Origin of the sequence: Methylocystis suflitae, assembly GCF_024448135.1 — a bacterium.
Lineage (GTDB): Bacteria > Pseudomonadota > Alphaproteobacteria > Rhizobiales > Beijerinckiaceae > Methylocystis > Methylocystis suflitae.
On the sequence record NZ_JAMRYX010000242.1, the window covers coordinates 1 to 11,622 of the forward strand.

Annotated in this window: 23 protein-coding genes; 9 read left to right on the plus strand and 14 right to left on the minus strand. The window is 59.5% G+C overall.

From position 1 onward, the window contains the following. Positions 1 to 194 (minus strand): AAA family ATPase (locus tag NEI07_RS19070; RefSeq protein ID WP_256036690.1); only part of this gene is annotated, 194 nt, incomplete at its 3' end. A gap of 376 nt (positions 195 to 570) precedes the next feature. Between NEI07_RS19070 and NEI07_RS19075 the strand changes: the two genes are divergently transcribed. The 3 genes from NEI07_RS19075 to NEI07_RS19085 are packed head-to-tail and all read left to right on the plus strand — an operon-like array spanning position 571 to position 1,965. Beyond that, complete coding sequence (locus NEI07_RS19075; protein ID WP_256036846.1) at positions 571 to 1,002, plus strand: response regulator; 432 nt, start codon at positions 571 to 573, stop codon at positions 1,000 to 1,002. Between the two features lie 55 nt (positions 1,003 to 1,057). After that, on the plus strand, positions 1,058 to 1,528 hold the full coding sequence (locus tag NEI07_RS19080; protein WP_256036848.1) for an ankyrin repeat domain-containing protein: 471 nt from the start codon (positions 1,058 to 1,060) through the stop codon (positions 1,526 to 1,528). After that, entirely contained in the window at positions 1,525 to 1,965 is a 441-nt protein-coding gene (locus tag NEI07_RS19085; RefSeq protein ID WP_256036851.1) for a SufE family protein, read from the plus strand. Before NEI07_RS19080 ends, NEI07_RS19085 begins: the two co-directional genes overlap by 4 nt. A 14-nt stretch (positions 1,966 to 1,979) precedes the next feature. Here the strand turns inward: NEI07_RS19085 and NEI07_RS19090 are convergent, their stop codons facing one another. Continuing rightward, positions 1,980 to 2,330 carry a (2Fe-2S) ferredoxin domain-containing protein gene (locus NEI07_RS19090; protein WP_256036854.1) on the minus strand — a complete coding sequence of 117 codons (351 nt, stop codon included), beginning with the start codon at positions 2,328 to 2,330 and terminating at the stop codon, positions 1,980 to 1,982. A gap of 225 nt (positions 2,331 to 2,555) precedes the next feature. On the opposite strand from NEI07_RS19090, the gene NEI07_RS19095 reads away from it, so the two are divergent. Beyond that, positions 2,556 to 2,924, plus strand: a complete 369-nt coding sequence (locus tag NEI07_RS19095; RefSeq protein WP_256036857.1) for an SUF system Fe-S cluster assembly protein — start codon at positions 2,556 to 2,558, stop codon at positions 2,922 to 2,924. A gap of 156 nt (positions 2,925 to 3,080) precedes the next feature. Continuing rightward, positions 3,081 to 3,794 carry a dienelactone hydrolase family protein gene (locus NEI07_RS19100; RefSeq protein WP_256036858.1) on the plus strand — a complete coding sequence of 238 codons (714 nt, stop codon included), beginning with the start codon at positions 3,081 to 3,083 and terminating at the stop codon, positions 3,792 to 3,794. A gap of 195 nt (positions 3,795 to 3,989) precedes the next feature. Here the strand turns inward: NEI07_RS19100 and NEI07_RS19105 are convergent, their stop codons facing one another. After that, positions 3,990 to 4,418: a Rieske (2Fe-2S) protein gene (locus NEI07_RS19105; RefSeq protein ID WP_256036859.1), complete on the minus strand. Its 429-nt coding sequence runs from the start codon at positions 4,416 to 4,418 to the stop codon at positions 3,990 to 3,992. Between the two features lie 157 nt (positions 4,419 to 4,575). Here NEI07_RS19105 and NEI07_RS19110 point away from each other — a divergent pair, with 157 nt between their 5' ends. Beyond that, positions 4,576 to 4,899: a hypothetical protein gene (locus NEI07_RS19110; protein WP_256036860.1), complete on the plus strand. Its 324-nt coding sequence runs from the start codon at positions 4,576 to 4,578 to the stop codon at positions 4,897 to 4,899. 46 nt (positions 4,900 to 4,945) lie between these two features. Here NEI07_RS19110 and NEI07_RS19115 read toward each other — a convergent pair whose 3' ends face one another. Beyond that, positions 4,946 to 5,428, minus strand: a complete 483-nt coding sequence (locus NEI07_RS19115; protein ID WP_256036861.1) for a hypothetical protein — start codon at positions 5,426 to 5,428, stop codon at positions 4,946 to 4,948. A 152-nt stretch (positions 5,429 to 5,580) separates the two neighbouring features. Between NEI07_RS19115 and NEI07_RS19120 the strand changes: the two genes are divergently transcribed. Next, on the plus strand, positions 5,581 to 5,823 hold the full coding sequence (locus tag NEI07_RS19120) for a hypothetical protein (RefSeq protein ID WP_014892134.1): 243 nt from the start codon (positions 5,581 to 5,583) through the stop codon (positions 5,821 to 5,823). Positions 5,824 to 5,847: 24 nt separating this feature from the next. After that, entirely contained in the window at positions 5,848 to 6,114 is a 267-nt protein-coding gene (locus NEI07_RS19125; RefSeq protein ID WP_256036862.1) for a hypothetical protein, read from the plus strand. Positions 6,115 to 6,144: 30 nt separating this feature from the next. Here NEI07_RS19125 and NEI07_RS19130 read toward each other — a convergent pair whose 3' ends face one another. Beyond that, positions 6,145 to 6,312, minus strand: a complete 168-nt coding sequence (locus NEI07_RS19130) for a hypothetical protein (RefSeq protein WP_014892132.1) — start codon at positions 6,310 to 6,312, stop codon at positions 6,145 to 6,147. A gap of 36 nt (positions 6,313 to 6,348) precedes the next feature. Then, positions 6,349 to 6,789 (minus strand): Rieske (2Fe-2S) protein, encoded by a 441-nt coding sequence (locus NEI07_RS19135; RefSeq protein WP_256036864.1) that lies wholly within the window; start codon positions 6,787 to 6,789, stop codon positions 6,349 to 6,351. Positions 6,790 to 7,004: 215 nt separating this feature from the next. Here NEI07_RS19135 and NEI07_RS19140 point away from each other — a divergent pair, with 215 nt between their 5' ends. After that, positions 7,005 to 7,280 (plus strand): aldehyde dehydrogenase, encoded by a 276-nt coding sequence (locus tag NEI07_RS19140; protein ID WP_256036904.1) that lies wholly within the window; start codon positions 7,005 to 7,007, stop codon positions 7,278 to 7,280. Between the two features lie 67 nt (positions 7,281 to 7,347). Here the strand turns inward: NEI07_RS19140 and NEI07_RS19145 are convergent, their stop codons facing one another. The 8 genes from NEI07_RS19145 to NEI07_RS19180 all read right to left on the minus strand — a co-directional run bounded on the left by NEI07_RS19145 (position 7,348) and on the right by NEI07_RS19180 (position 11,622). Then, positions 7,348 to 7,578, minus strand: a complete 231-nt coding sequence (locus tag NEI07_RS19145; RefSeq protein WP_256036867.1) for a hypothetical protein — start codon at positions 7,576 to 7,578, stop codon at positions 7,348 to 7,350. A 13-nt stretch (positions 7,579 to 7,591) separates the two neighbouring features. Then, complete coding sequence (locus NEI07_RS19150; protein ID WP_109024514.1) at positions 7,592 to 7,900, minus strand: 2Fe-2S iron-sulfur cluster-binding protein; 309 nt, start codon at positions 7,898 to 7,900, stop codon at positions 7,592 to 7,594. Positions 7,901 to 7,928: 28 nt separating this feature from the next. Further along, positions 7,929 to 9,140, minus strand: coding sequence for a DegT/DnrJ/EryC1/StrS family aminotransferase (locus NEI07_RS19155; protein WP_256036869.1), 1,212 nt, complete (start codon positions 9,138 to 9,140; stop codon positions 7,929 to 7,931). Further along, on the minus strand, positions 9,137 to 9,403 hold the full coding sequence (locus NEI07_RS19160; RefSeq protein WP_407659951.1) for a hypothetical protein: 267 nt from the start codon (positions 9,401 to 9,403) through the stop codon (positions 9,137 to 9,139). Before NEI07_RS19160 ends, NEI07_RS19155 begins: the two co-directional genes overlap by 4 nt. Positions 9,404 to 9,425: 22 nt before the next feature. After that, positions 9,426 to 9,782: a DUF3024 domain-containing protein gene (locus tag NEI07_RS19165; RefSeq protein WP_256036871.1), complete on the minus strand. Its 357-nt coding sequence runs from the start codon at positions 9,780 to 9,782 to the stop codon at positions 9,426 to 9,428. 17 nt (positions 9,783 to 9,799) lie between these two features. Beyond that, on the minus strand, positions 9,800 to 10,039 hold the full coding sequence (locus NEI07_RS19170) for a nitrogen fixation protein NifZ (protein WP_256036872.1): 240 nt from the start codon (positions 10,037 to 10,039) through the stop codon (positions 9,800 to 9,802). Between the two features lie 11 nt (positions 10,040 to 10,050). Then, a complete protein-coding gene (locus NEI07_RS19175; protein WP_256036873.1) occupies positions 10,051 to 10,353 on the minus strand; it encodes a nitrogen fixation protein NifZ in 303 nt (100 codons plus the stop codon). Positions 10,354 to 10,758: 405 nt separating this feature from the next. Next, positions 10,759 to 11,622, minus strand: a complete 864-nt coding sequence (locus NEI07_RS19180) for an SIR2 family NAD-dependent protein deacylase (protein WP_256036874.1) — start codon at positions 11,620 to 11,622, stop codon at positions 10,759 to 10,761.

The following is an 11,622-nucleotide window of genomic DNA, read 5'->3' on the forward strand; positions in this document are numbered from 1 at the left end:
TTGGCGGCGAGGCTCAGGATGGTGTCCTGCGCCTTGGCGTGCAGAATGAGGCGCGTCGAGTCAGCCTTCGGATCGCAGCCGACGATCAGAATGCGATGACCCATCTCGGCCAGAGCGGCCAGCGTGTTCTGGGACGTCGTCGACTTGCCGATGCCCCCTTTGCCATAAAATGCGATTTGCCGTAGTGACGACATGTCTGTCTCCTCTTGAGCCCTTCGACAGCTACCCAGAGATACTGGGCAGTTCCTATGCATCAGAAACTGGTCGCGGGTTAAGGGAAGGAACACATCGCTCGGCGTAACGTAGGCGTGCGTTCAGCCCTCACTCGCATTCGACAGGTAGCAACGGCCGTGCCAGTGCGGCATTAGTGGCTAGTTCCTTGTTTTATTATGCTTTGATCAATCGATGAGCGCATCCCACATCGGGCTGTTTATGTGGAGGAAGCCGACAGTCGCGACATTGTTGTGAACAGAACATCGCACGCCGCGCGTTGGTCCGCGACATTTGGAACAGAGCTTGCTTCTTATCCTCTGCACGGCATTTGGCGGCGTATCTTCGAAAGGAGCAGGGATGCAGATTGGCGTCGAAACCGCGAAGGCGGTCGATCAACGGCGGGTGTTCGTCCTCGACGAAGACGAGATCGTGCGCGCCGCGCTTCAGTTCATGCTGCACGACGAGATCGAAACCCACGAAATCGCCAGCATCCAGGAAGCCTATGATAAGGGCGTCGGTTGGCTGAAGCCGGATGTCGTTCTGCTCGGCGCTTCTTTTCTAAAGAGCAATGGCGTGTCGATTCTTAAAGACTTGGCGGAGCGTTTTGCAAACGTGCGCATATTGATCGTCTGCGACAAGGCCGACGAGGCGCTCGCGGTCGACGCCATGAAGCATGGCGCGCATGGCATATTGGTGAAACCGCTGAAGATCGAGAATGTGCGGCAGAAGGTTGACACGGTGCTCGGGCGCGGCGGCGCCAAGCCGCTCGTGCAATTAGGGCTGCTTTAGTCAATAGGCCGACGTCCCGTCGGCGCTGCGATGGAGCAACGACATTACCCCGCAGTTGACGCAATGGCTGACGACGCAAGGCTTTCGAACGGAGGCCGTGAACGCCGTCGGCGCCGATGGCCTCACGCCGCTTCTGCGAGCGGCAGCCGAGGCGAATGTCCAGATATTGCGCGAAATCATCGCAGAGGGCGGGGATCTCCAGGCCACGACCCGCGACGGCAACAATGCGATATGGTTGGCGTGCAAGCAGGACAGCGTGGAGGCCATCGACTTGCTCTCCGCCGCCGGGGCCAACGTTCACCATCGCAATCCCGACGGCTCGACGGCGCTGATCTATGCGGCGTCCGCAGGCAAGACCGCGGTCGTGACGCTCTTGCTGGCGCTTGGCGCAGATCCCCTGGAAGAGAACGTCGACGGATTTTCGGCGCTTGACCTCGCGGCGAACATCGAATGCCTGCAAGTGTTGCGCGTTGCCTCCCGACAGCGCGGCGATCGGCTCAAAGCTGAAGGAATAATCGAAACATGACGACGATCGACGACATCATCGAGAATTTCTCCCTGCTCGACGATTGGGAAGACCGCTACCGCTATGTCATCGAACTTGGCAAAATGCTCGAGCCGCTTCCCGACGAGTTGAAGAACGATCAAAATAAAGTCTCGGGGTGCGCCAGCCAAGTCTGGCTGGCGACGACAATTTCCGACGCAACCGGCGCCGAACCGGCGTTGATGATCCGAGGCGATAGCGACGCTCATATCGTGCGCGGCCTCGTTGCAATCTTGCTGGCGCTCTGCTCCGGCAAGACTGGCGCGGAAATCCTGAAGGCGGATCCTGTCGCCTTGTTCGAGCGTCTTGGCCTACGGGAACATCTGACGCCGCAGCGCTCCAACGGCTTCAAGTCAATGGTGGGGCGCATCCACGCGGAGGCGCGCGAGTTGCTCGCGGCCTCCAGCGCGGCGACTTGAACACTCGGGAGTGCTCAGCGCGACAAGATCATCACCAAGCGGTCGACGCGCTTGCCGCCCTTGAGATGCGAGTCGTAGATTTCATCAATGTCTTCGGTCGTTGTCGGCCGATACCAGACGCCCTCGGGGTAAACCACCATCAAGGGCCCCGCCGAGCAAAAGCCCATGCACCCCGCAGAGGTGAAGCCGATCTCTACGCCGCCGTCGGCTTCGACGCGCTTGCCGAGCCGGTCCCACAGCGGCTGTGCGCCGAGCGAGCCGCAGCTGCCGCGCGGATGGTTCGGCGGCCGCTGCGTGAAACAAGCAAAGACATGTCGCTTGTATAGTTGAGGCAGCTCAAATTCTTCTTCAGGCGTATCCGACATACTGCACCGAGCCTTTGTGAGGATTGTAACACGGCGCTCTGTGAGAAATGCGCTTCGTAAACGAAGGCGCTCAACCATGACGCCGCGGACCGTGGACGTGGAATGATTGCAAATTTCAGTCCAGCCTCAGCAGAGCTGAATGGCGCCTTACTTGCTGGTTGACCTTCAGCGGTCGAGAATTCGACCAGCGCCATGCAGGATACTCAGATGGAACCACGAAGCGACATGACACAGCTTTCCGAGCCGAACAGTCGCGTCGGCCGCACCGATTCCTCGCCGGAAGCGCAGGCGCTTTATGAAGAGGTCGTCCTTGCGCTGCGGACCGTGTTCGACCCGGAAATTCCTGTGAACATTTACGATCTGGGACTGATCTATCGCATCGACGTTATCGATCGACGCGACATCGATATCGACATGACGTTGACGGCGCCGGGCTGCCCCGTCGCGGGCGAAATGGTCGGGATGACAAAGAAGGCCGTCGATGCGGTTGACGGAGTCGCGAGCGTAAAAATCAATCTGGTGTTCGATCCGCCGTGGCATCAGAGCATGATGAGCGACGAAGCGAAGCTGGAATTGGGATTTTTCGACTCTTGAGCCAAGAGTCGCTTGAGACAGAGTCGCTTGGCTAAACGTCGAACGATGCGTCTCATCATGCAGGCATGATATTCGCAATGGGATGTGCGGGCGTGACATGATTCCGCCGTCTCTCGTTCGAGAGCTTCCGTCACTTTGCTGCACATCGAGGCCGTCATGATCGAACTCACTTCCGGAGATGGGCGCAGTTTTTCCGCCTATCGCGCCGAACCCACTGACGCTCCCAAGGGCGCCGTCGTGGTGCTGCCGGACGTCTACGGCGTCACGCCACATCTGCAAAAGGAAGTCGAAGGCTTCGCGGCTGAGGGCTATGTCGCGATCGCGCCGGCGCTTGCGCCTCAGGAGGGCGAGAGCGAAGGCCCTTCCGTCACAACGGCCTTGCAGGACATTCAGGCCACCGTCGACGCTGTGAAGAGCGTCGGCAAGGTGGCGCTCGTCGGCTATGATTGGGGCGGCTATCTCGCTTATGTCTCGGCAAATGCTCTCAACGACGTCGCCTGCGCGATCGGCTATTATCCGGCCGGAATTTCAGAGGAACGTTGGGTGAAGCGGAAAATTCCGACGCTGCTGCACCTCCCCGAGAACGATCCGTCGTTGCCGATGGAAGACATCGTCCAATTTCGCGCCCAACGACCCGACGTAAGCGCCTTCTCCTATCCCGAGGCGCGCAATGGTTTCAATTTCGACGCCGCGGAGAGTTTCAACGAAGCCGCCGCGCAATCGGCGCGCGAGCGCACTTTGTTTTGGATCTCGCAATATGTCGAGGGTCAAAAGCCGATCGCGCTGAAAAACTCCGGCTCCTATGCGCAGGCCAAGGTGGAAAAGAAAAAGAAGAAGAGCGGCGACGACATGGGTCCGCCGGACGCGTAAGGACGCGCTTCGCCGCAAGCGCCTTGGCGCATGCGGCGCCATTTGAGTGCGAGCTTGGCGACCAAGGGCTCGTCAGGTTGCGCGGTTCGAATAAAGCTCGCGCAGCAACGCGACATTGTCCCCGATGCGAGGCAGGACGCCGGCGCCTTCTCGAAGGCTCCGTCAAGACACATGATCGAAGCTGGCGGTCTTGCCTCAGTCAGACGTGATCATGACTTCGGGAGCCTCATCCGGCTCTTCGAGACCCAGCCCATCCTCCTCCGCGAGCTCCACGCCGGTGAGGCAAACGTCGCCGTCATCAATCACGATTTGAATGGATTGCAACTTCTTGCCCTGGCAGGGACCGATGAAGCAATGCCCCGTGTCGAGATCGAACTGCGCCTGGTGATGGCCGCAGGTGAGGAAATTCCCCTCTTCATCGAGAAAATGCCCTGCTTCAGAGTCGAGACGCTCGCCCTTATGCGGACAGGCGTTCTCGAAACCATAGAAATTCTTGCCCTTGCGCGTGATCAGGATCGGCCAGGGCTTTGGCTCGCCGGATTCCTCTATCCGCATCAGAATAAAGCCGGTGGCGTCGCCGTCCTCGATCTCGCCCGTCTGGCAAATCGCATAGAGCTCATTCATTCGCCGTCTCCCCGTTGGCGCGCGCCTTGCAAAACCATGCGCCCAAGCGACGCTCCTGCCGTGCAATTGACGAGCCAGCGTTGCGCGCCGCAAAGCGCGGATCGAAGCCCCTTCCAACGACGGGCTAAGGATCCGGCCAATAGGAGGAGCGACGATCATGAGCGTCATCGAACATGATTTCGGCTTGTCGAACCGCCTCACGGAGCGGCGCTTCGGCAAATTGCTGCAGCTCGACGCGCTGCATGAGGCGAATATCCGCGCCAATCCTCTGCCCTATCTCGAACGCGCCAGCGAGCGCATTTTCCGGCTGCAAGCCGCCATGTTCGAGGCGCTCCAGGCCGCCAAGCCCCCGGCGTCTGGCCCCGCGCCAGATGTCGAGAATGTCTTGGTCGACAAGGCGGAGTATCAGCGTCTGAAGACCTGTGTCGCCTTGCTGGAAAAAGCCTATGCCGATTATGGAGCGCAAGACGAGGACGCCTAGAGCGCGGCGCGAGACGCGCCCGCTCCACGCGCTTGGAACGCGATATTCAGGCGGCTTTGGCTTCCGCCGCCGGCTCCCATTTGTAGAGCTCTGCGCCCTCTTCCGTCTTCGTCAAGGAGAAGCCGCAGCCTTTGAGTTCCGCGGCTAATCCCTGCCCCTCGCCGGACTTCACTTCGACATAGACTGGCGCATTGCGCTTTAAAATCGCTTCGATCAGCACTTTGAATGCGCCGTTCTCGCGATGGCCGGCGGAGACCGCCGCCAGCGAGACGTTGATCGTTTCTGTGTTGCGCAGACCCCAATCGAGTTCATCGCGGCGCGCCAATAAGGCCCCGACGACATTGCGCTTCGCATCGAGAATAACCGGCGAAAATTCCGCTGTGCAGCACTTCATGATCTCCGTCAGCGCTCGCTCTTGATCGGTTTCACTTTCGATCGAACACGGAATGTCGGCAGCCGTTTGCCGCATCAGGGCCCAAAGGTCTTTCATGTCGTCAAGCGACGCATTTCTATGTGCGAGGTCAGCCACCTGCTTCTCCTTCGATTGCACGCTTCGATGATTTGCGCTCGAACGTGCCTACTGCAAGCAAGTCTCGTTCCCTGCTGCAACGCCGAAGGCATTGGCAAGAAACTTGCTGCCTCCGGCGAGAGAATTCAAACATCATCAACGCGGGAGGGAACATGGCTGTCGAAGGCTTTTTTATCGACTGGGACGGCAATGCGCGCAGCACGAGCGATCCAGGCGGCGGCTATTTATGCGAAGCCGATACAGTCGCGCGCTATGTAGCGATCATGACCAAGAGCGGCGCGCTCATGCATGAAGGCACCTATTACAAGACGCTCGCTGACATTGAAAAGGCGGGCATCAAGGCGTCGCTGGTCCCCGGTTCGCATCCCTGGGGAAGCAAGGCGGAAGGTTTTTGATCCATCGCAACGGGAGCTGCGCTCATGCTGCCGACGACCATTCTGATCGATGAAGACCCGCGCTGCGTTGTGCGCCCGATCGACACGAAGGACCTCAATCGATTCTTGCGCAACGGCAAGGCGTTTCTACTCGCCGAAAAGCCGGCCGGCAAAGTGACGCATCGCGCTGCGACGGAAGCCGAGCAGATCCGGTGGCGCGAAGCTTTCGCGCTGCATAAGGCATGGGGCGGCGACGACGAGGCATTCTTTGGAATACCGCTGCACGGAGAAGCTACAGCGAACCCCGATTGAAAGCTCAGGCGACAGCGCGGAGGCGAATCTTCATTCGTCGAGACTCGGCGCGAGAATGACTTCCGCTGGCGCGCCTGGCCCCTGGCCCTCGACGAAGTCCAATCCGCTGACGCGAGAAAGCCCGCCGTCGCTGTCGATCAGCACCACGGCCTCCTGCGGTAATTCCGCCAATTTTACGATCAGTTCAGCCACGGTCATGGGGCGCCTTTCAATACTTGCCATCCACTGCGCCACTCAGCCTGGATGGATCATGATCTCCATCGTTTCGTCCAGATCGTCGTCGTCCGAAATCTCTTCTTCAGCGAGTTTGACGCCGCACAGGCACACGTCGCCATCCATGACCACGAGCGCGACGGGCTCAATCATCTTATCGACGCACGGCCCCTTAACGCATACGCCCGTTTCTAAGTCGAATTCGGCCTTATGCCTGCCGCAACGCAATCTTTGACCGTCCTCGCTAAAGAATCTACCGTCGCCGATATTGAGCCAGGAACCCTGGTGCGGGCAGATGTTGACATAACCCACGCATTGATCGTTGTCGGTCCGAACGACGAAAATCGAAAAGGGACGCGTTTCACCTTCATCGGTAACGCGCGACAGGCTGAAGGGCGTCGCTTGACCGCGCTCCAAACTGTCGAGCGCGCAAATGACATAGAGATTCACATCGCCCTGCATGCCAAAATCCCCGTCGTCGTCTATCCGCTCCCTCGTAGGCACATCGCGATCGAGAGCGAAAATTTCGGCGCGCGACGATGTCTAAAAGACAACAATCTTCCTCGCGCGGCGACCAATTCGCGAACAAGCATTATTCTTGCCGAACGCTCCGCCAAGCGCGATTATTGCTTCGTCGTATGAATCGATGGCTATCAGCGGAGGCGTATAAAGTGGTGATGCTCCAGGTTGACGAACGCAATCAAGACGATCTTTCGCGCCTAGCCGGCTGCTATCTCTACGCTGGGACGCACATCAGCGTCGAAAACGGCATCGTCCATCGCGAAGACGGCCCCGCGGTGATTTTTCCCGATGGCGTCGTGCGTTGGTATTTGCGCGGCAAGGAAGTCAGCCGCGCCGTCAATTCGCTTTTTTACGACAACAAATGGCCCCTTGCGAAGGGACTCGATACGGACGAGAAGCGCGCCCGTTTCGCCGAAACCTTCCTGATCTGAACCAAGCTTCCCTTCCGCAAGACGTCCTTCGCGGAAGGGATCCTTTTACACGACGCGCTCGGCCGGATCAGGCCGCGGCATTGTTCGCGGCGATCCCCGCGCGCAGTTCCTCGAGCTTGTCGCGCGGAATCCGGAACACGCCACGACCGCCAGAAAGCGCCTGATAGGCGTCGGGCGTGTTCAGACTGATCCAGTCGAACCAGGCCTGCGCGGAATTCGGCGCGGGCCGCTCGCTGATTTCAACGACGCCGCCGTCGGGCGCAAAGCGGACATGAAGCATGACGATGTCGGAAGACATTTCTCCCTCCTCCCTATAGGCCCGACGCGAAGCCGAGCAGTTCGACCTTGACGTTTTCCGTGCCGAGAATCTTCGCCTGGCAGGCCAAGCGGGACTTCGAGCCGATGCCAACGATGGTGTCGAGCCTTTCGTTCTCTTCGCGCGCGATCTTCGAAATGCCCTTGCGGCCTTCATGCACATAGATGTGACAAGAGCCGCATTGCGCCTTTCCTTCGCACTTGTGATTGATCTCCTCGCCGCTCGACATGATGATCTGCAGCAAGGTCGCGCCCTCGGCGGCGTCAACCGTCTTTCCGGAGGGCATGATGGTTACGGTCGGCATTTTATACTCCTGGTTGGCATTTAGACGATTAGTAAATGGCGGCGCCGGCGCCGACATTGATCGACGCTTCTTTCATCGTCTGCACGATGAATGCGATTTGGCGCTCTTGTAGATGGACGTGGAAAGGCATCGCGACGGCGCGGTCCGAGACCTTCTCGGCAACAAGAAAGCTGCCACGACGATAGCCGTAATCGAAATAGCGCCGCTGCGTATGCAAGGGATTGCTGTAGGCCGCGGCTTCCACCTTTTCGACAAGCAAATCCTCGACGATCGAGTCGCGGCTGGATTTGCTGAAGCGCGTGCCAAGGTGAACGACGTAAAGGAACCAATGCACTTCATCGACCTCTGGCCCGATGAAGGGATCCTTGATGCCTTCGAAGGATTTGACGTGCTTGAAGTAGTAGTGCTCGATGAGCTTTCGCTTCTCGAGGATTTCTTCGAGCCTTCGCAGCTGCGCCAATCCCAGCGCCGCGCTCATGTCGCTCATCGCCGCCTGATAGGGCGCGCTGGAGCTCACCACGACCGACGCTCGTTCACTCGGTCTATGCGCGCGGAAGCGCCGCATCGCCACCGCGACGTCGATGTCGTCGGTGACCACCATGCCGCCTTCACCGCAAACCAGCGGCCCCGGCTGCGAGAAATCGAACACCGAAGCGTCTCCGAACGTGCCGACAAGCGCGCCCTTGTATTTGGAGCCGATTGCTTCGGTGGAGTCTTCGAGCAGCACGAGCCGATGCTTAGTGGCGATTTCGCGCAGCTCCGCCCATTGCGCCGGATGGCCGTTGGTGTTGCTGCCCACGATCGCGCGCGTTTTGTCGGTGATCAGCGCCTCGATTTTTCCGCTCGCGATGACGCCGGACCAATAGTCGATGTCGGCGAACACCGGCTTGGCGCCGGCAAGCGCGATCGCATGCACGGTTTCGCGGAAGGAATGCGGAGAGGCGATCACTTCATCGCCCGGACCGATCTCGTACGCGGCGAGCGCCAGCAGCAGCCCCATCGTGCCGCTTGGCGCGGCCACGGCGTATTTGCGCCCAAGATAGGCCGCGAAGGCGGCTTCGAAAGCCTCCATCACCGGGCCGCTGGACAAGCGGCTGGAACGCAGCACCGCCTCAACCGCGGCAATGTCGTCGAGCGTGATGTCGGGGTCGGAAAGGGGAATGAGATCGCCGCCCAAGGGCTCGGCGAGCGCAGGGGGCGTCGCTTCGAATGTATCGTCTACTTCGGCCCGCGCATTCATCGCATACTCCCCCGAAAGGCGACGATAACGCCGGTGGCGCGCGCCGGATCGTCGGTAACCGTCACGCAGTGATCGGCGCCGTCGAGCAAATGCACGTCGCAGGTCGTGAAGCTGCGGAAGGGCGTTTCGATCACGTCCGACACGTCGCAGCGCGTCCAGGAGAGATGAGAGAATTTGGCGCGCAGCTCCGAAAGCGCCGGCGTCGCCTCGGCCCCGAGCAGCCTTTCGATCTCCGTCAATTCCACGTCGCTGATCGCCATCATCTATCCTCTGTCGAGATCGACCCTACTGCCAGAAGCGCCGCTCGGCGTCTTCTTTGAGATGGTCGAGCAACTCCGCAAGACGTTGAAACTCGCTGTCTAGCTCCCACACGCCGACCGCATGGTCCTTGCGAAGAAGGCGCCAATTGCCCTTGCGTTCGTCGAAGAGCACCAAGGCGATGTCGATGACGCCCCCGTCCGGATCGACGTTCCGCGAACAACACGGGCTCTGAATGCGATAGCCGTTCGCTGTTTTCAGCACGAGCGGCGTGACGTAGCGGTAGCGCCGCCGTTGCTCCAACGCGCGCACGATGCGCTTGTAATCGAATTCATTCGGTTGAGCCGATGCGGCGCCACCGAATGTTGTGACCGTCGATCGCATGCGCGCCGTCGCTCCTCTTACAGGGGCGCGATCTCTTCCTCGAGACAGCCGATGACACGGCCGTCAGGAAATTCCACAAGATAGATGGGCGTATTCGTGTCAGTGTGCGATCCGACCTGCACGATTTCGCCCAGACCGCCGTTGGCGACGAGCAGCGCCTCCGGTTGCTCGTTGGGATAACTCCCATCATTGACGAGATCGACGAGCGTCTTCACTCGCTGACCCCACTGATATTTCGGCATTCGTGGTTCGAACACGCTCACACTCCTCAAGGCAGCGGGAGATCGATGTCATCGCGCGGATTAGCGGACTCGAGCTCCTTGCGCTTCATGCCAACCCGATTGCCGCTTTCGGTGAACTCAATCCCGTAGATATAGAATTGTTGGAGAAAGGTGCCGATGCTCACGACGTAGCCTTCCTCGCCTTTCTTGGCGAGAATTTCGCCGATCTCCTTGCCGGCGTATGTCCCGTCGTTGCGGATCGTGCGCTTCGCCTTCACTTTCTCGCCGAAGGAAAAGACCGGCGGCGCAGTCAATTCACAAACTTCGCTATCGCGAACGATGTTGCTCATCGCTGTCTTCTTCCGTGGTGTCAGCCTGCAATTGCATGCTGCTCAAGCCGTCGGGAATTCTTTGTTTTCGACGTGAGTCGGCGCCGTCGAACTGCGTGACGGAACCAGGAAAGCGGCATCTGTCGCTTTGCCGGACAAGAGGCAACATGCGTGCCACGCCGCAGTGTGAAGAGGTCAACCGAAGGAGCCCTGAGGGCCTGTGCCTTTGCTGACAAGCGAGACGCGGCAATCAAGAATGAATGTAAAAAATGCAACATCCGTCGAAATTTGTTTGGCTAGGCTTTTTCGCTGAAGACGCGATGGCAGTTTCGGCCATGCAGCTTCCGCCGACGCGCACGAATCACCGAGCGCTTTGGCAGGCTCGCCCGCCGCAGCGCCCAGGCATCGGAATAAGGCAAGACTCCCTTAGCGGATCAGGATCTCGCAAGCGCGATCGATGGGCAGCGCGATCGGTATGATGCCCTGGATCGTGAGGAACTTCAGCTCGTTTTTCGTCAGCGCGGCCGGATCGACGATGGCGTGATGCGTCGTCGTCGAGCGCTTCATGATCTGCCGGGCGTATGTGCGCAACAATTGATCGTGGAAGCGACAGCCGACAAACAGGAAGCTGCGCTCGGACCGGCGATTCTTTACCGCTTCGGGCAAGGGCGTCTGAATGTCGATCTCTGTCAGCACCTCGACGTAATCCGCGTCGGAGATCAGAAAATTCTTGGCGGGCGCAATGCTGCCATGCGGCTTATAGAGGATGGTCTTCCAGGCGTCAGCTTTTTCCTTGGTGGATTCCGTTCCGTCGGCTTCGTAGAACCGGTACCAACGGTCCTCGCCAATGCCGGCCCGGGTGATGCCCTGGATTTCGCCCCAATCGCTACGGCCTTCGAGCGCTGAACGCATCGTCGCGTCGTACCAGCTGTCAACGATCATTGGCAGCTGCAGCGACGCAAGGTAGACGTGCAGCGGCGTCGGCGCGATGGCGTCGTTGAAGGCCTGCGACATCAATGTCGAGACTGTCGAACGATGCTTCATGTTCTCGATGTGCTGCGCGCTTGCCCAGGCGTTGCCCTTGGCGCGTTTTGGCAGCGCCACCTTGGTTCCGAAGAACGCGGCGAGCGCCTCGGGCGTCATCGGGACCTCGGTTGGCGAGAGCTGCGTCAACCCAGGACCAAGATAGGGAATGACGGTCCCCGTCTTCAGCTCAGCGGCGATTTTGCCGAGCGCGTCTTCGGCTTTTTCGCCTTCAAGGAGGACATAGCTGTCAAATGGCGCGTTCAT

Excerpts from the sequence above, each read along its gene's own strand:
- NEI07_RS19075 (WP_256036846.1), top strand. The coding sequence starts at position 571 with ATGCAGATTGGCGTCGAAACCGCGAAGGCGGTCGATCAACGGCGGGTG.
- NEI07_RS19085 (WP_256036851.1), top strand. The coding sequence starts at position 1,525 with ATGACGACGATCGACGACATCATCGAGAATTTCTCCCTGCTCGACGAT.
- NEI07_RS19090 (WP_256036854.1), bottom strand. The coding sequence starts at position 2,330 with ATGTCGGATACGCCTGAAGAAGAATTTGAGCTGCCTCAACTATACAAG.
- NEI07_RS19095 (WP_256036857.1), top strand. The coding sequence starts at position 2,556 with ATGACACAGCTTTCCGAGCCGAACAGTCGCGTCGGCCGCACCGATTCC.
- NEI07_RS19100 (WP_256036858.1), top strand. The coding sequence starts at position 3,081 with ATGATCGAACTCACTTCCGGAGATGGGCGCAGTTTTTCCGCCTATCGC.
- NEI07_RS19105 (WP_256036859.1), bottom strand. The coding sequence starts at position 4,418 with ATGAATGAGCTCTATGCGATTTGCCAGACGGGCGAGATCGAGGACGGC.
- NEI07_RS19110 (WP_256036860.1), top strand. The coding sequence starts at position 4,576 with ATGAGCGTCATCGAACATGATTTCGGCTTGTCGAACCGCCTCACGGAG.
- NEI07_RS19120 (WP_014892134.1), top strand. The coding sequence starts at position 5,581 with ATGGCTGTCGAAGGCTTTTTTATCGACTGGGACGGCAATGCGCGCAGC.
- NEI07_RS19125 (WP_256036862.1), top strand. The coding sequence starts at position 5,848 with ATGCTGCCGACGACCATTCTGATCGATGAAGACCCGCGCTGCGTTGTG.
- NEI07_RS19130 (WP_014892132.1), bottom strand. The coding sequence starts at position 6,312 with ATGACCGTGGCTGAACTGATCGTAAAATTGGCGGAATTACCGCAGGAG.
- NEI07_RS19135 (WP_256036864.1), bottom strand. The coding sequence starts at position 6,789 with ATGCAGGGCGATGTGAATCTCTATGTCATTTGCGCGCTCGACAGTTTG.
- NEI07_RS19140 (WP_256036904.1), top strand. The coding sequence starts at position 7,005 with ATGCTCCAGGTTGACGAACGCAATCAAGACGATCTTTCGCGCCTAGCC.
- NEI07_RS19145 (WP_256036867.1), bottom strand. The coding sequence starts at position 7,578 with ATGTCTTCCGACATCGTCATGCTTCATGTCCGCTTTGCGCCCGACGGC.
- NEI07_RS19150 (WP_109024514.1), bottom strand. The coding sequence starts at position 7,900 with ATGCCGACCGTAACCATCATGCCCTCCGGAAAGACGGTTGACGCCGCC.
- NEI07_RS19155 (WP_256036869.1), bottom strand. The coding sequence starts at position 9,140 with ATGAATGCGCGGGCCGAAGTAGACGATACATTCGAAGCGACGCCCCCT.
- NEI07_RS19160 (WP_407659951.1), bottom strand. The coding sequence starts at position 9,403 with ATGATGGCGATCAGCGACGTGGAATTGACGGAGATCGAAAGGCTGCTC.
- NEI07_RS19165 (WP_256036871.1), bottom strand. The coding sequence starts at position 9,782 with ATGCGATCGACGGTCACAACATTCGGTGGCGCCGCATCGGCTCAACCG.
- NEI07_RS19175 (WP_256036873.1), bottom strand. The coding sequence starts at position 10,353 with ATGAGCAACATCGTTCGCGATAGCGAAGTTTGTGAATTGACTGCGCCG.
- NEI07_RS19180 (WP_256036874.1), bottom strand. The coding sequence starts at position 11,622 with ATGAACGCGCCATTTGACAGCTATGTCCTCCTTGAAGGCGAAAAAGCC.